Below are 22,381 nucleotides of genomic sequence, written 5' to 3'. Positions count from 1 at the left end.
TCATAAAGAGTGATTGCAGACAGCCTGCGTGAGTAGCTTATCAGTAATGTCTAATTTTTGCTTTTCAATGGTCGAGCTAATAATGATTTTACCGTTCGGCTATTCTGCAAATTGCTTTTGAATATTGAGTAATCTCGGTAATTCTTGTTGGAGCAATGGTACAAGAGCAGGATCAAAATGCTTACCACTTTGTTCTTTGATGTAATTCATCGCTTCTTCAACAGGCCATGCTTTTTTATAAGGGCGTGCACTGGTCAGCGCGTCAAACACATCGACCAAAGCCACAATGCGGCCTTCGATAGGGATATTTTCGCCGGATAAACCGTGTGGATAACCCGTTCCATCCCACTTCTCGTGATGTGTCATTGCCACTGAATGTGCGAGTTCGATAAGATACGAGCTTGGGTTAGACAGGATTTCACCGCCTATTTCGGCGTGTGTTTTCATAATCTCATACTCCTCTTCAGTAAGCTTACCCGGTTTAAGCAAAATATTGTCTGCAATGCCTATTTTTCCTATGTCGTGCATAGGCGCTGCCATCATAAGGTCGTCTGCTGACTCTTCACAAAAACCGTACGCTAATGCGATTACTTTGGCGAACCGACTCATTCGCTGAACATGCATGCCTGTTTCATTGTCTTTGTATTCGGCTGCTCGGCCCAGTCTTTGAATCAAATCGATATGTGTATTGTGCAACTCATCGGCTCTTATCAAAGATAAGTGTGTTTTAACGCGTGCGAGGACAACCGCAGGCACTATGGGTTTGACGATATAGTCCACTGCACCTAATTCAAAGCCTTTCGCTTCATCGACGCTGTCTTTAAGGGCGGTGACAAAGATGACTGGAATGTTCGCGGTGGCTGGGTTTTGTTTGAGTTGAGCACAGACATCTAGCCCAGTCATGTCTGGCATCATAATGTCGAGTAGAATGAGGTCAATAGACTCTTTTTCGACAAGTTTTAAAGCATCTTGGCCGGATAAAGCAAAAGACAAACGATATCGGGCCGCTTGTAATACTTGTCTTAATACCCTTAAGTTTGATGGTTCATCATCTACCAAAAGGATTCTAGGGGCTGGCTTGTTTCCAATTCTCATTTCGATTTCTCCTGTGCGATCAAGTTCTTTAAAGAGATAAGATGGTTGATGGCGTTATCGAATTCAAAGTTCGAAAATGCTTTGCTTACTGCGATAGCTTGGGTCTTTACATCTTGAGTGACGTTATGAATAAGTAAATTTGTATTCTCATCGTCTACTTCTCCTGATTCTGCTGACAGAATAAGGCCTTCAATCAGAGCTATTAATTCTGTCGTAGAAAGTTCACCGTCTTGGGGTGTGTCATGCACTTCTAAATGCCCCGAGTGTTTCTCTATCAGCCATTGTAATTCTTCAAAAAAATACGTTAATGCAGAGGCTAAACACTGGATTTCGTTTAACGCTTGCGCATGGTCTTTCATTTGTACCGTGTGCTCTATATTGGTCATACAGCCAGCAATATTCAAAAGTGCGAGATTGCCTGCCGCTCCCTTTACGGCATGTGCTAAAGCGTAAGCTTCTGCATATTGTTGTTTGGTAATATATGCAGTGAGGCGATCCACTAGATTGGTGTGGGTGTGAGCAAATTTAGATAGTTCATCAAGGTAGAGTGGAATGTCGTTCCAAAGGGACAAGCCCTTATCCATGTTGATGTGCTGGCGATAAGGGGAAGGAAGAACCATCGTATTTTGATCTAAATGCAATGGTGTTTCACCTAGAACTCTCGCCATCTCAATTATTAAGCTATCAATGTCTATTGGTTTATTTGCAAAGCCATCCATACCTGCCTGTTTCGCGTCTAATTTATCCTCGATTAACACATTTGCGGTTAGGGCAATAATAGGCGTGTGTTTTAGCTGATTCTCTTTTTCATAACTGCGAATGATTTGGGTGGCGGTTAGGCCATCCATATTCGGCATCTGAATATCCATCAAAATGATGTCTGGTTGTATCGTTTTGTATTGTTCAATGGCATCCATACCGTCTTTAGCCGTGAAAATAGCGTGACCATATTTTTTTAGTAAAATGGTCAGGAGTGTGAGATTTTGTTCAACATCATCGGCTAAGAGGACTCTTTTAGGTGAGATGGTCGCTCGTTGAACTTGTGATTGTGCTGTTGGTGGTGCAGCCTCAGCTAGGGGGAGGTCAAAATAAAAGCAACTCCCTACCCCCACCTCACTAGATACGTCAATTTTGCCACCCATGAGGGTGACCAGCTGTTTTGAGATGCTGGTGCCTAAGCCTGTACCACCAAAACGGCGACTCATGGACGCGTCAGCTTGCGTAAAGGGATCAAAAATATGGCTGAGCCGTTCTGAGGGAATACCAATTCCGCTGTCTTTGACAGAGAAACGGATTTGATTATCTGGGCGTTTTGATACGGTTAATTTCACATATCCTTTTTCAGTGAATTTAATGGCGTTCCCTACAATGTTCATCAGAACTTGGCGAATTCTCTCTTCAGCCCCCAAATAAGCGTTTGCCAGGTTAGGTTCTATGTAAAAAATCAGCTCTAATCCTTTGCTTTTCGCTTGTAGCCATAAGGTTGAGATAACATTATCGATGGCATGTGCTAGTACAAAAGGACGTAGGTCTAGCTCTAGTTTATTTTTTTCTAACTTCGCGCTGTCGAGTATGTCATTGAGAAGATGTAACAAAGACCGAGCGGATTTACTAATAATGGCCAGATGCTTTTTATTATCGGCACAGGTCTCTGATTCTAACAAAATATCAGAAAATCCAATGATAGCATTCATTGGCGTTCGGATTTCATGGCTCATGTTCGCTAAGAATGACGCTTTGCTCTCAGCGGATGCTTCAGCTTTTGCTTTTGCCTGGCGCAGTTCGTTCTCCATTTCAACACGCTGTGAAATGTCTAAAATCACGCCATCAATCCACTCTGGAATGCCTTCGTCATTATAGATAATAGAGCCATTTTCAAGTACCCAAACATAGTGGCCTTGTTTGTGTTTTAAGCGATACTCTAGTTTGTGATTTTTTCGTTCTCTAAGGGCGTTGTCCATGATAAGAGAAATAGCTTCTACATCTTCGGGATGAATCAGTGCGCTAAAGGAGATGGTTTTGTCATAAAACTCAGTAGGACTCCAACCAGCAACATCGTATATCGCATCACTAACGAAGAGAGTGCTCCAGTGTTTATCCATCAAACAACGAAAAGAGGCGCCGGGAATGTTTTTGATTAAAGAGCTGTATTGTTTTTCACTTTTTTTGATTGTTTCTTCTAGTGATTTTCGCGTTGAAATATCGGTGATAAAACCAACAAATAATGTGCCACTGTCAGGAATATCAACTCTACCGACACCAAGCCTAATTGGAAAAACATGACCATTTTTATTTTTTGCCTGTATTTCTCTTTCCGTACCAGCGATGCTTGCTTCACCAGTGTCACGAAATTTGGCTAAAAAGCCCTTAAATTCATCACTGTATTGATCTGGGAAGAGAACACCGAAATGCTGGTCAATGATTTCATGCTCTTGCCAACCAAAAATAACCGTTGCCGCCTTATTAAATTCTTTGACTACGCCATCGCTATCAATGGTAATGATGCCATCGACTGCGGTGTCTAGGGTTGTTTTTAATCTAACTTCGCTGGCTGTTTTTTCCAGCAACAATTGGCGATAGCGTAACTGAGACGCAATATTCGCAGCCAAAATAGATAACAGCAGCGTTATGATGGCAACCACCAATGACAAGTAGCTATCGGTGGTATGGTGCAAGTGCGACATTTCTGTTTCGTCAGTAGACAGAAACCTCGCCCCAGCCATACCAGCGTAGTGCATACCGGAAATGGCCGCGCCCATAATTAACGCACTAATACAGCTAACCCAGGTTTGATTTAAACCAGTCCAAATTTTTTTCACATAATAGTGGGTTGATAGGGCAACAAAGGCCAGAGCGACTGCAATAAAAAGAGACAATAAGAACCATGATGGATCATATTTTAATTCTACATCCATCTTCATCGCGGCCATGCCGATATAATGCATAGCACCAATACCACCACCAACAAAAAGACCATTTACGAGTAATTGCCAAATACTCAAGTTGCTTCTTATTAAGCGTTTTAATGTCGCGTAGGACGCTAAAATAGCGGGCAGCAGAGAAATAGAAGTCAGTAATGGATCATAGGAAATACTGTGTCCCATATTGAAAGCCAACATGCCGACAAAATGCATACTCCATATGCCACCAGCCATGATAAATGAGCCTGAAATGAGCGCGATGTTCTTGTATTTTTTGATAACAATATGTTGTGCGACTGAAGCAAAATGCAGTGCAAAAAAAGACGCTACGGTAGCAAGAAACATCGAAAGTATGACAAGCAAGTAGTTATAGTCACCCATGACGAGGTGAGGGCTGTCTGCTTGGGTAATAAAAAAATCATTTAACAAGGGCAAGGGCATGGGGTTCACTTCTAAACTTTGTATGGTGAAGATACTGTTTAATCACGGGTTTTAGTCTGTGATTAATATCTGTATTTCATGGTGTTGGTGACGCAAGAAACTAACGATTTTTATTCTCTATATGTACTAAAAATGCCAATTTGCATAATTTTATTGACTCTTTTCACGATTATTTCGAGTATGAAGTACATACCTTGGATGGTTTAGCATGCCATACAAAAACAAAAACAAAACACTACTTTCGATGAAGAAGAGTAACAAAATGTATTTAGGTCTTGATCTTGGAACCTCAGGGTTAAAAGGTGTCGTCATAGACGATAAAGGTAATGTGTTGGTGCAAGAATCTGTCGCGCTGGCGGTGGATAGTCCCCATGCAATGTGGTCAGAGCAAGATCCTGAATCTTGGTGGCTGGCTTTTATTGATGTCATTCAGCAATTACAGCAACGTTTGGACTTAAGTAAATTAAAGGCCATTGGTCTGTCAGGTCAAATGCATGGTGCCACTTTACTAAACAGTCAAGGCGAAGTGTTGCGCCCTTGTATTTTGTGGAACGATGGTCGTAGTCAAGCGCAATGCCAAGCGTTGATGGCAGAGTTTCCTGACTTAATTGAACGATCTGGAAATCTTGCTATGCCTGGTTTTACTGCACCGAAAATACGCTGGGTACAGGAGAATGAGCCGGATATATTTGCCCAGCTGGCGTATGTATTATTGCCTAAAGATTATTTGGCGTATCGATTGACTGGTTTTATGTCATCGGATTGTTCTGATGCGGCGGGTACACTTTGGTTAAACCCTCAAACACGCCAGTGGGATGATGCGCTTCTGGCTGCAACGGGGTTAACGCAAGCCAATATGCCAAGGGTATACGAAGGTTGTGATGTGGTTGGTGTGTTGTCTGAGAAAGTGGCACTGCAACTGGATCTTCCTTTGTTACCATTAGTGGCTGGCGCAGGTGATAACGCGGCCGGAGCCGTTGGTATGGGAGTGACAAATCCCGGCCAAGGGTTTATTTCATTGGGGACTTCTGGTGTCTATTTTACGGTCAGTGAGTCTCACAAAGCCAATCCGCAAAATACGGTACATGCTTTTTGTCATGCTTTACCAAATCGTTGGCACCAAATGGGCGTGACATTGAGTGCTGCCAACTCTCTTGCTTGGTTCGCGAAGCTGGTGGATAAAACGGTGGTCGAGTTGTTAGATGCGCTGGAAGACAGTGATTTGCAGCGTACTAATGTATTGTTTTTGCCGTATCTTAGTGGTGAACGTACGCCGCATAATGATCCGCAAGCCAATGGCCAGTTCGTTGGTTTGACCAACACAACTAAGGTCGAGGAGATGACATTGGCGGTGTTGGAGGGGGTCGCTTTTTCTTTGCTGGATTGTCAAAATGCCCTGAATAGTGCTGGCAGTGTGGTGGATGACCTTTCTTTAATTGGTGGTGGTGCTCGTTCGGCTTTGTGGCGTCAAATGATCGCCAGTGTGTTAAATAAGCGACTTATTTACCGTGATGGTGGCGATGTTGGACCCGGTTTGGGGGCGGCGCGCTTGGCTCTATTGGGCGAGCAACAAAGCCAAGGAAGCGATATCGAATCTTTGATTATGCAATATTGCACCATGCCTGAAACGTTGCAAGTGCATGAACCTGAAGCGGCTTTAGCGTCTTATTACCGTGACAAGTATGCTTTATACCAATCTCTTTACCATGCAACAAAAAGCCTAAACGAGAAGCTAGCGGCTTTGTCTGTTTAGTATTAATGCGCCGCGGTCAGGACAGTTTTTGCGGCGCATTGATTAACAGGCTAACCCTATTAGGAAACAGGGGCGATACCTTCAATATGTATATTGCTCTGTGTGCGGAAATCTCTTGGAGTGACCCCTTTCAGCTCATGAAATCGACGATTGAAGTTGGCGACATTGTTAAAACCAACTTGAAAGCAAATGGTGGCAATTTGTTGGTCTGTTTCGGTAAGCAAACTGCAAGCACGACTGACTCGAACACGATTCACAAACTCGATAAAACGATTGCCTGTGGCCTTTTTAAAGAAGCGTGAGAAATGGCTGTCTGACATACCGATCAAATTCGCCACGCTAGAAAGTGTGATGTCTTGGCTATAATTTTGTGAGACATAATCCACCACAGTGTTGATTTTACGCTGCAATGTTTCATTTGATTTCAAATCGATCTGCACAGTTGATAGTAATCGGTAAGTGCGACTCTGAGCCAATTTTTGCAGCAAGGGTAATGCCAGAATGAGTCTTGATAGGCCGCTAGAATCGCGTACTTTTTGAAAGATACTTCTTAGGTATTCGTAGTCTTGATCAAAAAATTCAATGCCTGATTTGGCCCTGGCTAGCATAGGTAAAATTTCAGCAAGTTCCGGTATGATTTTCATACCATTAGAAAACGATTCATGGTCGAAACGAATGACCATGTCCCTGAGCTGGACGTCTTCTTGGTCATGTTGACAGATCCAATTATGAGGCAATCTAGGACCGGTTAAAATAAGCTGTCCAGGGGAATAGTTACCAATGTAGTCTCCTACAAACACCTTACCTGATGTGGCGACAATGAAATGCAGTTCGTAGTCATCATGGGCATGCCATCGTATCAGGTCGCATGGGTAACCATGCTCTAGATATCGAATGGTTTCGTTGTCCTCGACAATTTCATATTCAGGGGTAATGCGTTTTGCAGTATTCGGCATAATCTTCTCGCTTGAGCAACGTTATCTTGGCATATATAAGATGGCTGTTTGTCAGCTTTGTATGCCATGGTGTGCTCCATATTCTTATTTTTTATAACAATGGTTCAAGAGAACAAGGGATTGAACAAGATTCAATCCCTTGTATTATCAAACGAGATTACAACGATTTAGGCATACTTCGCCATATTTGTTTGAATAGCTTCGGTCAGCTGCGATACAAAATGTGGATATTCTGTAGGCAAATTGCCCCATAAGAAGCGGTCCGTTGTAAAAGCCTGTATACCAGCCTCATCGTTACTGAAAGCGGTGAGAGAGGTCTTATTTGGCTCATGGTAAGGGGTGTTGAGCTTGCCTTGATTCGACAGCTGAATAAAGGTAAACCAGCTTGCGATGCCTTGGAGCGTTTTATTTGGCGTACCGCCCTTGCGGTAAATGCCCTCCAGTGTTGGAAAAACAAAGATGGGAAATTTAGCATAACCATCCGTGCAGATACGTTCTACCGTATCACCAATGTTCGCATTGCTAAAGCGCTGTGCAATAATGCCGAAATACGCAGGCAAATCAACGACAGAATCACCAATTGCAGGGATTGAATCTTGCAAAATAAAATCCGTAAAATACTGTTTTAACTCCTCATCTCGCATGGCTTCATCAAAGTAAGTAAAACCTTTTAATGCTGCTTGATAGGTGACGCAAGTGTGACCTGCATTTAAAATACGAATTTTAGCTTCTTCAAAAGGCACAACGTCTTTTACAAACTGTACGCCAACGAGATCAAGTTTTGGTTTCTCGCCAGCAAAATTATCTTCTACCACCCATTGAATAAAGTCTTCGCCCATCACAGTCATCTTGTCATCGACAGTAAAGCGAGTTTGTACGTCGTCGATATGTTGTTGGCTTGGCTTAGGTGTGATTCGATCCACCATGGAGCAAGGGAAAGACACATTTGTTTCGACCCATTGAGCGAGTAGAGAGTCTTCTTTGGCGGCCAAAAATTGCATCAGTCCCGTTTTTAGCAGTTCACCGTTATGGCGAAGGTTGTCGCAGCATAAGAGAGTGATTTTTGCTTTAGAGGTTTCGCTGCGAAGTTTAAGTCCAGCGTACAAAAAGGCATAAAGTGTGTTACGAGCACCTGCTACGTCCGCTTCAATGGCTGGGTGTTCTAGCATTAAGCGACGGTTTTCATCAAGGTAATAACCCCCTTCGGTGACCGTTGACGTGACCAGCTGAATGTTTGCGTCAGCAAGTGCGGTATCGACTTTTTCGGGGGCTTGTGAACCATCAATTTGTTTGACAATAGAGCGAATGTGCTCGTAGTTTGTTTCACCATCAGCTGCCATGGTTTTTAAAACATATTCGCCTTCTTGTTGGATAAAACGGGCAAAAGCTTGACTGTCTTGTGGGCGGATGTTTACGCCAATGATGCCCCAATGTTGTTGTGAGTCATGCGCCAATAAACGATCAATGTACACTGCTTGATGAGCGCGGTGAAACGCTCCCACTCCCAAATGTACTATGCCCGCTTGAATGCTGTCTTTTTCATAATTCTGAACAGAAAGCTGCTCCATATTGGATGAAGCCTGTAAAAAATTGCTCATATTATACCTCCTCAGGAATAACAGAGATGACGCGATCATTTTCGTTAAACAAAATGATTTCTGAAATATCAATTTTGATACTAACCACTTGCCCATCTTTAAGCTCAGTTCGAGCGGGCGCTTTAATAATGATGGTTTGATCACTAGACAGCTGTAAGTGAGCGTAAGCTTCGGATCCTAAATGCTCGACTAATTCAATCCGGCCAGATAAATCACCGCCTTCCTTCACCAAGGTCATGTGTTCAGGACGAATGCCGACAACAGCTGTTTTAGGCAATGGGCCTTTTAAACGATTTGCGGGGAAAAGAATTTGCTGCCCTAGTAATTCAATTGCTAGGTTGTCCTCATGGCGTACTATTTTGTTGGCGGCGATCAAGTTCATCTTAGGTGTCCCAATGAACTCAGCCACAAAACGGCTATTTGGTTGGCGGTAAAGCTCAAGTGGTGTCCCCACTTGTTCTATTTGCCCCGCATTCAAAATCACCACACGATCCGCCAAGGTCATGGCTTCTACTTGATCGTGCGTCACGTAGATCATCGTTGTACCAAGCTTTTTGTGTAGACGAGCCAATTCTAAGCGCATTTGTACACGAAGAGCCGCGTCTAGGTTGGATAGAGGCTCATCAAAAAGGAAGACTTTTGGTTGACGCACAATGGCTCGACCAATGGCAACACGCTGGCGTTGTCCACCAGACAATTCTTTTGGCTTGCGTTCTAGTAAAGCATCAAGTTGCAAAGAAGCAGACACAGAGCGGACTTTTTCTTTAATTTCCGCATCCGATACTTTGGCAAGACGAAGGGCGAAAGAAAGGTTATCGGCTACTGTCATATGTGGATACAGCGCGTATGACTGGAACACCATAGCAAGGTCGCGCTTTGATGACGCGACTTCGGTAATGTCTCGGCCGTCTAGCTCAATATTGCCACCCGTGCTGGATTCAAGGCCCGCAATGGTGCGCAACAAGGTGGATTTGCCACAGCCCGATGGCCCAACGAAGACGACGAATTCGCCTTCGGAAATGTTGAGGTTAATGCCACGCAATGCATGGTAGCTATCATAGTGTTTTTGTAGATCTGTGATGGTTAAGTAAGACATAAAAAGATTTCCTAATAATTATTTTACGGCGCCGAATGTTAAGCCTTGGACCAATTGTTTTTGACAGAACCAACCGAACACGACGATTGGCGCACAAGCAAGCGTGGATGCGGCCGACAACTTCGCCCAAAACAGACCTTCAGGGCTAGAGTAAGACGCAATCATTGCGGTTAAGGGTGCGGCATCTGATGCAGTCAAGTTGAGTGACCAAAATGCTTCGTTCCAGCACAGCACGATTGACAAGAGTGCTGTAGACGAAATCGCGCCAACGGAAAGTGGTAGTACGACTTTCACGACTTCATCCCAAGGCGTGGCGCCATCCATTCGTGCAGCTTCGAGAATTTCTTTTGGCAAATCTTTGAAATAGGAGAAGAGCATCCAAACAATGATTGGCAAGTTCATCAGAGTGAAAATGATCACCAATGCGGTTTTTGAATCCAACAGTCCATAGTCTCGACAAAGAATGTAAATAGGCACTAATACACCGACAGCGGGTAACATTTTGGTTGAGAGCATCCACAACAAAATGTCTTTGGTGCGTTTTCCAGGGAAAAAAGCCATAGAGTACGCTGCTGGAATGGCAATGATCAATGCAATAATAGTGGAGCCAAACGAAGTAACGACCGAGTTCCACGCGTGATGGATATAGTCACTGCGTTCTTGAACGATTCTGAAGTTTTCCAGTGTTGGTTCAAAAAATAACGATGGTGGTACAGAGATCGCTTGTAATTCCGTTTTAAATGAGGTGATAAACATCCAAAAAATCGGAAAAAATAATACCAAGGCGACTGTCCATGCGAACAAGCCAGTCAGGATGGTTTTGAGTTTGCGTTGTTGATTAAGAGTCATCGTATTCACCTTATACCGTCAGGTTTTTGCCAACGGCGCGAATGAGGAAAAAGGCCACGATATTGGCAAGCAATACGGCGAATAAACCACCAGCAGAAGCCACACCAACGTCATATTGCAAAAGTGCTTGGTTATAAATCAGATACGCTAGGTTGGTACTGTCATAACCTGGACCACCACCGGTAGAAACGAAGATTTCAGCGAAAACGGCCAATAAGAAAATGGTTTCTATCATCACTACCACGGCAATCGGGCGTGCAAGATGAGGAATGGTTAGATAGCGGAAGATATGCCAGCCTGTTGCACCGTCCATTTGTGCGGCTTCTTTTTGCTCGCTATCTTGCGACTGTAACGCGGTGACAAAGACCAATATCGCGAAGGGAAGCCATTGCCAGCTGACCATGATAATGACGGACATCAATGGATAACTAGATAGCCAGTCGATAGGCTGTAATCCCAGTGATTGGGATATCCATGCAAAAATGCCATACACGGGGTTCATCATCATGTTTTTCCAAATCAAGGCGTTTACCGTTGGCATGATAAAGAAAGGTGAAATCAGTAAAACACGAACAATGCCTTGACCAAAAAAAGGTTTGTCAATCAGGGCGGATAGCATCACACCCAACACAACCGTAATGATCAACACGGATAGCAGCAATATCAACGTATTTGAAACCGCAGGGATAAAGCCAGGATCGGTGATGAAAAACTCAAAATTCATCCAACCGACAAAGTTATTTTGGCCAGGGTACAGCAGGTTGTACCGTATGGTGGAAAAATAAATGGTCATGGATAGAGGGATAATCATCCAAACCAAAAGCATGATGACGGATGGCGCCATTAATAAGCGAGTGATTGAGCGCTTCATGATTGTGTTTCTCTTATTATAAGCAGGGTGTTTGCTCTTTTCAGAGCGAATCAGCAGTAAGAAATAGGGCACAAAGCCCTATTTCTTGATCAAGATTAATGGTTAGTAATAACCCGCTTGACGCATTTGACGATCCGCAGAGGTGTTTGCAGATTTCAATGCTTGATCTATCGTCATAGAACCAGACAATGCACCAGAGATCATTTGCCCTGTCGTAGTACCAATCGCTTGGAACTCAGGAATCGCTGCGAACTGAACGCCAACATAAGGTGAAGGTTTCAGTGTGCTGTCATTTGGATTTGCAGAGTTGATCGCTTTTAACTCCGCATCCGCAAAGACGGCTGCTTCTTGGAATTCAGGGTTTGCATAAGTACTGGCTCGTGTTCCAGTGGGTACTGCTGCCCAGCCATTATTTTGACCAACCAGTTGGATATATTCTTTAGAGGTTGCCCAGCGAACGAATTTTTGCGCTGCTTCTGCGTTTTTCGTTGCTACCGGTATGCCCAGTGCCCATGCCCAAAGCCAGTTTGCGCCTTTCTCTGTCACAGAGTAAGGAGATTGGGCAAAGCCTACTTGGTCAGCCACCTTACTTTGCTTAGGATCGGTAACAAAAGACGCAGCGATAGTGGCGTCAATCCACATGCCGCATTTGCCTTCGTTAAATAAGGCTAGGTTCTCGTTGAAGCTATTGCTGCTTGCGCCTGGAGGCCCATATTTATTCAATAAATCAACATAAAAGTTAACGGCATTTTTCCATTCTGCTGTTTCTAACTGAGGTTTCCAGCTTTCATCAAACCAGCGAGCACCAAAAGAGTTTGCCATGGCTGTCATGAAAGCCATGTTGTCACCCCAGCCCGCTTTGCCACGTAAGCAAATGCCGTAAATGCCTTTTTCAGGGTTGTTGACGGCAGCGGCGACATCACGAATGTGTTCCCAGCTGTCTCTGTCATTGATTTCCATACCTGCGGCTTTGACTAGGTCTTTGCGGTACATGACCATAGAGCTTTCGCCGTAGAAAGGGGCTGCATACATGGTGCCTTTATAGGATAGGCCATCACGGATAGATGGAAGAATGTCTTTTTCATCATAACTGCCGCTCGTATCAACAGCTTGTAACCAGCCACGCTCACCCCAAATAGGTGCCTCGTACATGCCGATTGTCATTACGTCATAAAGGCCGCTCTTGTTAGCAATGTCTTGAGTGACGTTTTGACGCAATACGCCTTCTTCTAGCGTTACCCATTTTACTTTGATATCAGGGTTTGCTTTCTCGAATTCAGGAGTGAGTTTTTGCATTTCGATCATGTGGCCGTTATTAACCGTAGCGACAGTGATCTGAGTGGCAGACATTGCGCTAGCGGCTGTCATTGCCGCTGCGATAGATACTGCATAGGTTAAAGTGTTCTTGGTCAGGTGTTTCATAGGTTTCCCCCGGTTTGGAGTTTCTTTGTTTTTATAGTCGTACCTAATTCTTGATAATCGTTTATCAAGTGATCAATAATATAGGCTATGTCATAATTGACCTGTTAATACATAAATAGCCAATAAATGTACTATTTTGTTTCATTATTCACTTATTGTTAAAATTTGAGTCAATATAATATTCTTTTGAGCTGGCTGTTCGGTCCCTATCTCTTTGTCTATTAAGGTTTTGCATGATAAATGTCATGCTATGAGGCGAAGCCGTTTTCGTGTTTTTTATTTAAATGGTTATAATATCGGCATTCTATTTTAAGGGTAATATCATGATCGAAACCAAAGAATCGCTTAGTTTCAAGCGTCTTAAAATGCAGTGCCGTCGTGGCATGTTGGAGCTTGATGTTCTGCTAGAGCCTTTTTTAGCGGATGTGTATCTGACACTAGAAGAGGAAGACAAACAGCGTTTTACGCGTCTGCTTGCTTGTGAGGATCAAGATCTTTTTCCGTGGTTTATGCAAAGTGCCGAGCCAGAAGATCCAGATCACGCGCGTATTGTTAATATTATTTTGTCTCGTGTTCAGCCTGAAAACTACCGAGCTTAAATGCTCATTGATCGGCATAGGGCTTTGGCTGCTGATTCTTGCAGCATACACTGTTTTACTGCAGATTTTTTGGATGCCTGCACTTTGGTGGACATGGTTGTATCTGGGGGGTGGGCTTTGCGGTGGAGGGGGACTGATTTATCTCATTTGTCGCCCAGCTCGGCAGATAGGAATAGATGAGCAAGGGACTTTTTTATTGGAGAGTGGTGTTTACAAAAGACTGTCTTTTGTGAGAGCCAATGCCGTGCAACTGATCGCGAAAGTGGAACAAGGACAAACTTTTTGGGCGCGAATTTGGCCTCAGTATCGCGTGATATATCGTGATAATGTACCGGCAAATGTTTATCGTGTGTTGCGCTCTTATGCGGCGCAACACATTTTGTTGCACCGCAGTGAAGACGCTAAAGAACTCTCTAAATCAAAGCGTTAGTGCTTGTTTGGGGTAAGGATTGTTGGTGAGCTGGTGTCCAGTTTATTTGGATAATCTAATGTGAAGTGTAGGCCTCGGCTTTCTTTTCGCGACATGGCTGAGCGTATGATTAAATCCGCCACAACGGCTAAATTGCGCAGTTCTAATAAATCGTTTGATACCTTGTAATTGGCATAAAACTCTTGTATCTCAGATAAGAGTAGATCAACCCGATGTTTGGCTCTTAGTAGACGTTTGTCAGTGCGCACTATGCCGACATAATCCCACATAAAACGTCGTAGTTCTTGCCAGTTATGAGTAATCACCACGTCTTCGTCTGAGTTAGTCACCTTGCTTTCATCCCAGTCTGGGATGGTTATGTCATCTGTTAAGACAACCATTTCAGAGATATGGTTGGCTGCTGAGCGAGCAAAAACAATGCACTCTAGTAACGAGTTGCTTGCTAGGCGATTTGCTCCGTGTAAGCCGGTATAAGCGGTTTCTCCGATCGCGTACAAGTTATCAATATCCGTCGCACTGTGTTTGTCTACTACGACACCACCACAGGTGTAGTGTGCCGCGGGCACTACGGGGATAGGGCCTTTGGTCATATCATGCCCAAATTCTAGGCAGCGTTTATAAATTGTAGGAAAGTGTTCTTTAATAAATTCAGGGTCTTTGTGGGAGATATCCAGCAAAACATGATGAATACCAAGACGCTTCATCTCATGGTCAATGGCTCTGGCTACTATATCGCGCGGCGCTAATTCTTCACGTTTATCAAACTTAGACATGAAGCGTGTGCCGTCTGGTAACAAAAGTTTTCCACCTTCGCCACGCACGGCCTCAGAGATTAAGAATGTTTTGGCTTTGGCATCATACAGACAGGTAGGGTGGAATTGATTGAATTCCATATTTGCAACACGGCAACCTGCTCGCCACGCCATTGCGATTCCATCACCAGATGCCGTGTCCGGGTTGCTGGTATAAAGATATACCTTGCTGCTGCCACCACAGGCCAATGAAATGAAGCGTCCATGAAACACGTCGATGACATCGTCGTCTAAATTAAGGGCATAAACGCCAACCGCTCGATTTGGGCCTGATATGCCCAGTTTTTTAGTTGTGACAATATCGATGGCAACACGGTCAGGAAAAAAATCAATATTGGGGTGATTGCTCGCGTTTTTTATCAAGGTCTTGGAGATGGCCAATCCCGTTGCATCGGCACTGTGTATAATGCGTCTGTGACTGTGACCGCCTTCTTTGGTTAGATGGTATTCCTCACTTTCGCCATAACGAGTGAACGGCACACCTTGCGCTATAAGCCAGTCGATACTTTCTTTGGAGTGTTCGACGGTAAAACGTATCGCGTCTGGGTCACCAAGATCAACGCCAGCGTCTATTGTGTCGCTGATGTGAGAGTCAATAGTGTCCTTATCTGATAATACTGCTGCGACACCGCCTTGCGCGTATAAGGTGGATCCTTCGCGTATATCCGCTTTGGTTAAAACAGCTACGCGATACTGGTCTGCAAGTTCAAGCGCAAGCGTAAGTCCTGCCGCTCCTGCGCCAATGATGACAATGTCGTGTTTATAGTGTCGGCTCATGCTATTGATCTAATTATGACTGAAAAATTAATGTTACTATTGTTGTCAGTAAATAGTGAATACTTTCTAAGGTCACATTTTGAATATTCATCATGCTTTATCACTTAAGGTGTATTGTTATCTATTTAAATAAGCAATTTGATAGTATCACATGGGAACTCGCTCAGTGGGTTGTTGTCTTCTCTTGTAAGATGCAAGGGCGCAGATGAATACGGTTTTATATGAGGTGCCTATGCCGCACGAAACGTCTTCTGATCAGGCGTTAGTTGAAAAAGTACAACAGGGTGACAAACGAGCATTTGATTTGCTCGTTATCAAATATCAATACAAGGTTATCGGCTTAATTGGGCGTTACGTACAAGATAGAAGCGAAGCGCTTGATGTTGCTCAAGAGAGTTTTATTAAAGCCTATCGCGCAATAGAGAGTTTTCGAGGCGAAAGTGCTTTTTATACTTGGCTGTATCGCATTGCCGTGAATACCGCAAAAAACTATTTAGTGAGTCGTTCTCGTCGCCCGCCAGAATCCGATGTTGAGTTGGATAATGAAGAAGTCTTTAGTGTGTACGAATCCTTGTCGGATATTGATACGCCAGAGGCAAAGTTAAACAGTGATCGTCTTGAAAAAGAGATTCATTATGCAATTCAGCAGTTGCCGGAAGAATTGCGTAGTGCACTAACGTTACGTGAATTTGATGGTCTGAGTTACGAAGATATTTCGTTGATAATGGAGTGTCCTGTTGGGACCGTTCGATCACGTATTTTTCGTGCTCGAGAGGCGGTAGAAAAACACATACACCCGTTAATGGATACAGGAGAATAGACATGGCCGCATTAAATGAAAACGCCTCGGAAATGCTCACTAGTTTGTCCGCTATGTTTGATGGTGAAGCATCAGAGCTTGATATTGAGCGTTTATTGCACGCGGACAGTGCAGAATTAAGTCGTCAGTTAGAACACTTCCATTTAATACAACAAACACTTCATAAAGACTCGACGGTAACGCTGGGACTGGAAGACAGTCTGTTATTGCGTGTTCGAGCTGAGCTTGATAAAGACGACGAACTTCAAGCAGAAGAACCGGTTATCTCGTTAGAGAAAAACGTACTTCCTTTTGTTTCACCGAAAAAGGCAAGCCCGTCTCGTCCTAACTGGCGCGTCATGTTGTCTGGAGTTGCCGTTGCGGCAAGCGTGAGTTTTGTGATTATTTTAGGGGGGAACGGGCTGTTAACATCCGATACAGTGCATACCAATGCTGTTGCAGAGGTTCGAACACCCACTTCGAACATGATTGTCACGCCATTAGCAGAATTAGATAAAGAGGTTTTGCAAGCCGATAATATCCGCTTGCAACATTACCTTCGACAACATGCTGAGCAGGCTGCGATGACAGTGGGTCAAGGAATGATACCGATGGCCAGAGTCGTCAGTTATCCCGTAAAAGAGTAATTTATGAGATTATTTTCGTTATTTCATGTTTTTTTCACACTAGTATGCCTTACTATTTCAACGGTGAGTCTAGCCAGTAGCACCACACCAGATGCGCTGCATTTGTTGCGGAGTATGACGCAATCCTTTTCAACGCTGAGTTATGATGGGGTGTTTGTCCACTCAGAAGCCACTAATATGAACAGTATGCGCGTCCGTCATGATCTAATGGGGGGCGTAGAATATGAAAGTTTGGTGGATTTAGATGGTGACAAGATTGAAGTTTTGCGGATTGATGACAAAATTATCTCTGTCTACCCTAACGCTTTGGTTGCTAACACCCGTGCGCCATTGGTGCCACCTTTTAAACGTTTTAAAGACGTTGAAAGTGAGCGGCTGATTAAGGGTTATGACATGATTGTTGGTGAGCACACAAGTCGAATTGCCGGTCGTAATGTCGTCGCTGTAAAGCTGGTACCTAAAGATCAATATCGTTATGGGCATGAGTTTTGGTTAGATAAAGAAAATCATTTTCTTTTAAAGCATGACATGATGAAAACAGACGGAGAGCTTTTGGAAAGAATCCAATTTACCTCTGTTAATTTTGCACCAGACTTGAAAGATAAAGATTTTGTCCCAAAAGAGGGAAGCTATGCTGAGCCTGTTGTTGAAAGCCAGCCAAGGCGAGTGAAGAATTTATGGCAATTTGATTGGCTACCTGACGGCTTTTCTTTGGTTTGGCCAGAAGCCAGATCGTTAAATCACGGAACGAGTATGTTGCTTCTTTCGGATGGTATGGCAACGGTGTCGATTTTTGTCGAGCCGACGATGAAAGCAAAATCCATGTCCATTATAAGTATGGGCGCGACTATCGCAGGCGAACGCAGTATAAAAGTGAAAGATCAGTTGTATTTGTTAACTATGGTAGGAGAAGTACCAGAACCTACTATAGAGAAATTGATGGCCGTGTTTATGCCAAGGCAAGAATAATGATTGAAGAAACAGGAAGAGTGTTATCAATAGAAGACGGTTTTGCTGACGTAGAAACAATACGAACCAGTAGCTGTACTTCTTGCCGCGCTCGTCATGGTTGTGGCCATCATGCTATTGCCCAAGTGTCTTCATCGAACCGTATGCGTATGAAAGCTATTGACCCTTTAGCTGTGAAAGTGGGTCAGAGTGTTGTTATTGGTATCCCCGAAGATACGTTATTGCAAGCGTCCATTTGGATGTACCTGATTCCATTGCTTGGCCTAGTCGTTGGAGCGGTTATTCCATCCTTATGGGGGGGCGAATCTGACATAGCAGTGGTTTTTGCGATTCTTGGTTTTACTGGTGGTTTGTTACTGGCAAAGAAAAAATCCAAACAAGAAATGAACAATCTGGATTATTATCCCAAAATTTTAAGAATTGAATCGTTAAATGATGATCACATTCCCCTAGTGGTGACATCATAAGCGTTTAAAAGTCTTCACCTGGCACTGTAATGAATTTGGTACGTCTTAAGGAGACCAATCAATGAACAGATTGCTTAAACACGTTAGCATGGTTGTCGTAAGTAGTTTTATGATGGCGTCAATGCTTTCTCATGCGGCTTCTCTGCCTGACTTTACCGAGTTAGTGGAAGACGCCTCACCTGCTGTCGTGAATATCAGTACGGAACAAACTGTTACCACGCGAACGGCCAACGAAGGAGGCCAGCAATTAGGGCCTAACAGTGAGGAGCTTAATGAGTTCTTCAAACACTTCTTTGGTCAGCAGCCTTTTGGTCAACAAGCACCGCCGCAGCAAGGACAGCGTAATTCATTGGGCTCAGGCTTTATTGTTTCCCATGATGGCTATGTTTTAACCAATAACCATGTGATTGATGGTGCAGATGTCATTCATGTTCGCCTTAATGACAGACGTGAATACGTCGCTAAATTGGTTGGTACGGATCCAAGAACCGATTTAGCACTTCTTAAAATAGAGGCGGATGATTTGCCTATTGTTAAGATGGGTGATTCAGACAAACTTAAACCAGGACAGTGGGTATTGGCGATTGGTTCACCATTTGGTTTCGATTACACCGTTACCGCTGGTATTGTGAGTGCGACAGGACGTAATTTACCTTCTGATAATTACGTTCCCTTCATTCAAACCGATGTCGCGATTAACCCAGGTAACTCGGGCGGTCCTCTGTTTAACTTGGATGGTGAAGTTGTTGGTATCAACTCACAAATCTATACCCGTTCTGGTGGTTTTATGGGCGTATCCTTTGCGATACCTTCTAAAGTAGCCATGTCGGTTGTAGACCAATTAAAGAGTGATGGTAAGGTGTCACGTGCTTGGTTGGGTGTGTTGATTCAAGATGTTAATAATGAATTGGCCGAATCATTTGGTTTGGACCGATCAAATGGCGCTTTGATTAGTCGAGTCTTACCCGATTCACCTGCCGAGAAAGCCGGCTTAAAATCAGGCGATATTATTCTTGAATTTAATGGCAAAAGTATCGCTCACTCAGGAGAACTACCTTACATTGTTGGGCAAATGAAAGCGGGCGAAAAAGTCAATGCAAAAGTCTACCGAGATGGAAAAGAGCAGACTATTGCCGTCATGCTAGAGGCGCGTCCAAATGATCCACAAACTGTAGCGCAGTCTCAACAAGACCAAAATCGCCTTGGCATGATTGTAGGGGAAGTACCTGCAGACATGGCCAAAAACTTTGATATTGATGGCGGCGTGGTGATTGAGCAAGTGCTTGGCGGTACTGCCGCTCGTAATGGTTTACAACCCGGTGATGTGATTACCATGCTAAACGGTAAACGCATTGGTAATGTTGCCGAGTTTGGGGAAATTGCTAAAGACATTCCCAGCGGTCGTTCTGTGCCAATGCGCGTTATCCGACAAGGGTACCCAATGTTTATCCCGTTCAAAATCATGGACTGACATGTAGCAATATTCGTTTTCAAAAGCGGCCAGATGGTCGCTTTTTTTTGTTTGCCCAGCGAAGCTGGCAAACCCGTCAGGTTGAAAGAAACCTGTCTCACCCCGACTGGGGGGAAGAGAATCCGAATCGCAAGGGCGTTGCTGGCCAACGGTAGGGTCTGAAGGAAGCGATAGGAAGTTAACAGTACACAACGCAAGTGAACCTGCTTCGGCAGTTTAGGTGGGTAAGCGTGCAAAATAGCGCAAAGCCCGATACTCAGTCAGACCTAAACTGTGCTTGAGGGTGGCATTGTTAACAGGGAGCCAGTGCAGTAACTGGGGAAGCCTGGCATCGAATCTGGTCTTGAATTGGAAGCATGCGTTCGAGGTGTGAGCCAAGGCGTGTGTTGGTGTGAGGTGGCAGATGAATCCGTAGTAGTGAGTAAAGCTCAGCCAATGAAACCCAGTAATGGTGTGGAGGAGAAAACTGAGCTGACCAACAGCATGGCGTTTGTTGGGGCACCTTTTAGTCAAAAGCTAATGGGTGCTGCGAAGGGAGGAAGTAAGCTTTAAGTCTGTGATGAGCAGATGTTTTTTTTAGTGGTACACGAACTGACGAATAATCGGAGTCTTCCAGCGTGGTGATCTGTGGAAGCAGAAAACTGGAGCTGGAAACCGTACGAGGGAGTAGATCTGACACCGTTTAGTAAATTGCCATTGAGCTAGAAGGCTAAACCTCAGACCGAAATAGACCGACATGAAGAAGAAACATTTTGCCCCCACACAGCGCACAACCCAAGAGAAGAAGTATCGAGTGTATTACAGCGTGTATGGTCACTTGCTCAGTAAGGAGAGACTGTACAAAGGCTTCAAAAAGGTGTGGAAAGCAAAAGGCGCGGCTGGCATAGATAAGCAGAGCCTGAGTGACTTCGCCTCGAAGTTGAGTGATGAACTGGATCAACTTCTTCTTGAACTGAAAACCAAGCAATACAAACCTCATCCTGTCAGACGGGTAGAAATCCCCAAAGCGGAGGGTGGAGTGCGATTGCTTGGGATCCCGACCGTTCGGGATCGAGTCGTTCAACAAACCCTAACCGACATCCTTACGCCCATCTTTGAAGAACAGTTCCATCCCTCGAGTTTTGGTTACCGACCAAAACGAAGCGGCCATGATGCGATCAACAAAGCCACAATGTTTATGCGCCGCTATGGGCTAAATCATGTGGTGGATATGGATCTATCAAAGTGCTTTGATCGACTGGATCATGACGTAATTTTAAAAAGTGTGAGAAAGCGAATCACAGACGGCAGTGTGATAAGGCTGATAGAACAGTTCCTAAAAAGTGGTGTGATGGTCGGACATCATTGGCAAGCAACAGAACAGGGCAGTCCACAAGGGGGCGTTATCAGCCCCTTGATAGCGAACGTTTACTTGGATGAATTTGACCAACAAATGCGTCAACGAGGCCATCGAATCGTGCGCTATGCGGATGACATCTTGATTTTGTGTCGTAGCCGAGCGGGTGCAGAAAATGCACAAGTGCAGGCGACGATGATCTTGGAGAAACAGCTTAAGCTTAAAGTGAACGAGAGCAAAACACACATCACGCATAGCCGTGACGGGGTTAAGTTTTTAGGCGTGGAGATCGGAAGTCGATATACCCGAATCCAAGCCGAGAAACTGCGCTTGTTCAAACAAAAGCTCAAGCAGATGACCAAACGCAATGGTGGCAAACCGTTGAGTGAGGTTATTAAACAGCTGAATCCGCTATTAAGAGGGTTTAGTCAATACTTCAGGATTGCCAATGCGAGTGGTGAATTCAAGAAAATCGCCCAATGGTTAAGGAGACGACTGCGCAGTGTTCAACTTAAATTATGGAAGAAGCCAAAACGGCTGCATCGTAGGCTCAAACAACTGAGTTACAAGCCGCCGTTTAAGCATATATCTATGACCAGTTGGAGAAATGCAGCGAGTCCATTAGCGAGCCACGCGATGCCAAACAAATGGTTCGATGAACAAGGTTTGGTGAATCTTGAAGAAGTGAAAACGGGGTATGTGTTCAGTGTTTATACTGAATGTAAGTTTGCATGAGCCGTATACGAGGTCCGTACGTACGGTTCTGTGAGAGGGATGAGGCGGTAACGCCTCCCCCTACTCGATTCGTTTAAGGGACGTAAAATAGTCTCTCCCACGTGTGGGGCTCTTTATAACAGACAAGCATGTGATAATAAGTCTTCATCAAGATTTTATTAAGAAGGCCCTGATAGCTAACGCTGTCAGGGCTTTTTTTTGCCTCAAAGAAAGGCCTTTTGACGGCCTGAAGGCCGACCTACACGTGATTGGTTTTTGTAGGTCTCAGCTTTAGCCCGTCAAGACGTGATGTATCGTTATATCGTCCAAGTAGTCTGTTTTGTTCAAGAAAAGTTCT

At 44.2% G+C, this 22,381-nt stretch carries 19 protein-coding genes; 10 read left to right on the top strand and 9 right to left on the bottom strand.

Annotated features, from left to right (window positions below; all coding sequences use genetic code 11):
* Positions 1–99 precede the first annotated feature (99 nt).
* Positions 100–1,095 carry a response regulator gene (locus DKT73_RS19515; RefSeq protein WP_111640196.1) on the bottom strand — a complete coding sequence of 332 codons (996 nt, stop codon included), beginning with the start codon at positions 1,093–1,095 and terminating at the stop codon, positions 100–102.
* On the bottom strand, positions 1,092–4,457 hold the full coding sequence (locus tag DKT73_RS19510; RefSeq protein ID WP_232827940.1) for an MHYT domain-containing protein: 3,366 nt from the start codon (positions 4,455–4,457) through the stop codon (positions 1,092–1,094). Before DKT73_RS19510 ends, DKT73_RS19515 begins: the two co-directional genes overlap by 4 nt.
* A gap of 262 nt (positions 4,458–4,719) precedes the next feature.
* On the opposite strand from DKT73_RS19510, the gene xylB reads away from it, so the two are divergent.
* Entirely contained in the window at positions 4,720–6,210 is a 1,491-nt protein-coding gene (xylB, locus tag DKT73_RS19505; RefSeq protein ID WP_111640195.1) for a xylulokinase, read from the top strand.
* A gap of 59 nt (positions 6,211–6,269) precedes the next feature.
* Here the strand turns inward: xylB and DKT73_RS19500 are convergent, their stop codons facing one another.
* The 6 genes from DKT73_RS19500 to DKT73_RS19475 form a co-directional block, all read right to left on the bottom strand.
* The gene (locus tag DKT73_RS19500; protein WP_111640194.1) at positions 6,270–7,166 is read right to left on the bottom strand and encodes a helix-turn-helix domain-containing protein; all 897 of its coding nucleotides are present in this window, start codon (positions 7,164–7,166) and stop codon (positions 6,270–6,272) included.
* 167 nt (positions 7,167–7,333) lie between these two features.
* Entirely contained in the window at positions 7,334–8,764 is a 1,431-nt protein-coding gene (locus tag DKT73_RS19495) for a mannitol dehydrogenase family protein (protein WP_111640193.1), read from the bottom strand.
* Between the two features lies 1 nt (position 8,765).
* Positions 8,766–9,860 carry an ABC transporter ATP-binding protein gene (locus DKT73_RS19490; RefSeq protein WP_111640192.1) on the bottom strand — a complete coding sequence of 365 codons (1,095 nt, stop codon included), beginning with the start codon at positions 9,858–9,860 and terminating at the stop codon, positions 8,766–8,768.
* Positions 9,861–9,878: 18 nt separating this feature from the next.
* Positions 9,879–10,709 (bottom strand): carbohydrate ABC transporter permease, encoded by an 831-nt coding sequence (locus DKT73_RS19485; protein WP_111640191.1) that lies wholly within the window; start codon positions 10,707–10,709, stop codon positions 9,879–9,881.
* Between the two features lie 10 nt (positions 10,710–10,719).
* A complete protein-coding gene (locus DKT73_RS19480) occupies positions 10,720–11,580 on the bottom strand; it encodes a carbohydrate ABC transporter permease (protein WP_111640190.1) in 861 nt (286 codons plus the stop codon).
* Positions 11,581–11,682: 102 nt separating this feature from the next.
* Entirely contained in the window at positions 11,683–13,002 is a 1,320-nt protein-coding gene (locus tag DKT73_RS19475; protein ID WP_111640189.1) for an ABC transporter substrate-binding protein, read from the bottom strand.
* Between the two features lie 323 nt (positions 13,003–13,325).
* On the opposite strand from DKT73_RS19475, the gene DKT73_RS19470 reads away from it, so the two are divergent.
* Both DKT73_RS19470 and DKT73_RS19465 read left to right on the top strand, forming a co-directional pair.
* Entirely contained in the window at positions 13,326–13,601 is a 276-nt protein-coding gene (locus tag DKT73_RS19470; RefSeq protein ID WP_111640188.1) for an FAD assembly factor SdhE, read from the top strand.
* A 73-nt stretch (positions 13,602–13,674) separates the two neighbouring features.
* Entirely contained in the window at positions 13,675–14,031 is a 357-nt protein-coding gene (locus DKT73_RS19465) for a hypothetical protein (RefSeq protein WP_157959220.1), read from the top strand.
* On the opposite strand, the gene nadB is transcribed toward DKT73_RS19465, so the two are convergent.
* Complete coding sequence (nadB, locus tag DKT73_RS19460; RefSeq protein ID WP_111640186.1) at positions 14,028–15,620, bottom strand: L-aspartate oxidase; 1,593 nt, start codon at positions 15,618–15,620, stop codon at positions 14,028–14,030. The genes DKT73_RS19465 and nadB overlap by 4 nt on opposite strands.
* Positions 15,621–15,825: 205 nt before the next feature.
* Here nadB and rpoE point away from each other — a divergent pair, with 205 nt between their 5' ends.
* The 7 genes from rpoE to ltrA all read left to right on the top strand — a co-directional run bounded on the left by rpoE (position 15,826) and on the right by ltrA (position 22,044).
* Positions 15,826–16,440, top strand: coding sequence for an RNA polymerase sigma factor RpoE (gene rpoE / locus DKT73_RS19455; RefSeq protein ID WP_269814518.1), 615 nt, complete (start codon positions 15,826–15,828; stop codon positions 16,438–16,440).
* Positions 16,441–16,442: 2 nt separating this feature from the next.
* Positions 16,443–17,066: a sigma-E factor negative regulatory protein gene (locus DKT73_RS19450; protein WP_111640184.1), complete on the top strand. Its 624-nt coding sequence runs from the start codon at positions 16,443–16,445 to the stop codon at positions 17,064–17,066.
* A 3-nt stretch (positions 17,067–17,069) separates the two neighbouring features.
* Positions 17,070–18,035: a MucB/RseB family sigma factor regulatory protein gene (locus DKT73_RS19445; protein ID WP_111640183.1), complete on the top strand. Its 966-nt coding sequence runs from the start codon at positions 17,070–17,072 to the stop codon at positions 18,033–18,035.
* Positions 18,035–18,502: a SoxR reducing system RseC family protein gene (locus DKT73_RS19440; RefSeq protein WP_111640182.1), complete on the top strand. Its 468-nt coding sequence runs from the start codon at positions 18,035–18,037 to the stop codon at positions 18,500–18,502. The genes DKT73_RS19445 and DKT73_RS19440 overlap by 1 nt, the downstream gene beginning before the upstream one ends.
* A 61-nt stretch (positions 18,503–18,563) precedes the next feature.
* On the top strand, positions 18,564–19,973 hold the full coding sequence (locus DKT73_RS19435) for a DegQ family serine endoprotease (protein WP_111640181.1): 1,410 nt from the start codon (positions 18,564–18,566) through the stop codon (positions 19,971–19,973).
* Positions 19,974–20,369: 396 nt separating this feature from the next.
* Positions 20,370–20,525, top strand: coding sequence for a hypothetical protein (locus DKT73_RS20245; RefSeq protein WP_198666676.1), 156 nt, complete (start codon positions 20,370–20,372; stop codon positions 20,523–20,525).
* 184 nt (positions 20,526–20,709) lie between these two features.
* Entirely contained in the window at positions 20,710–22,044 is a 1,335-nt protein-coding gene (gene ltrA, locus DKT73_RS19430) for a group II intron reverse transcriptase/maturase (RefSeq protein WP_111640180.1), read from the top strand.
* Positions 22,045–22,381: the final 337 nt, after the last annotated feature.

Source organism: Marinomonas shanghaiensis (assembly GCF_003259175.1).
GTDB lineage: Bacteria > Pseudomonadota > Gammaproteobacteria > Pseudomonadales > Marinomonadaceae > Marinomonas > Marinomonas shanghaiensis.
The sequence above is the reverse complement of the archived record's forward strand: the minus strand, read 5'-3'. Positions and strand labels throughout refer to the sequence as shown.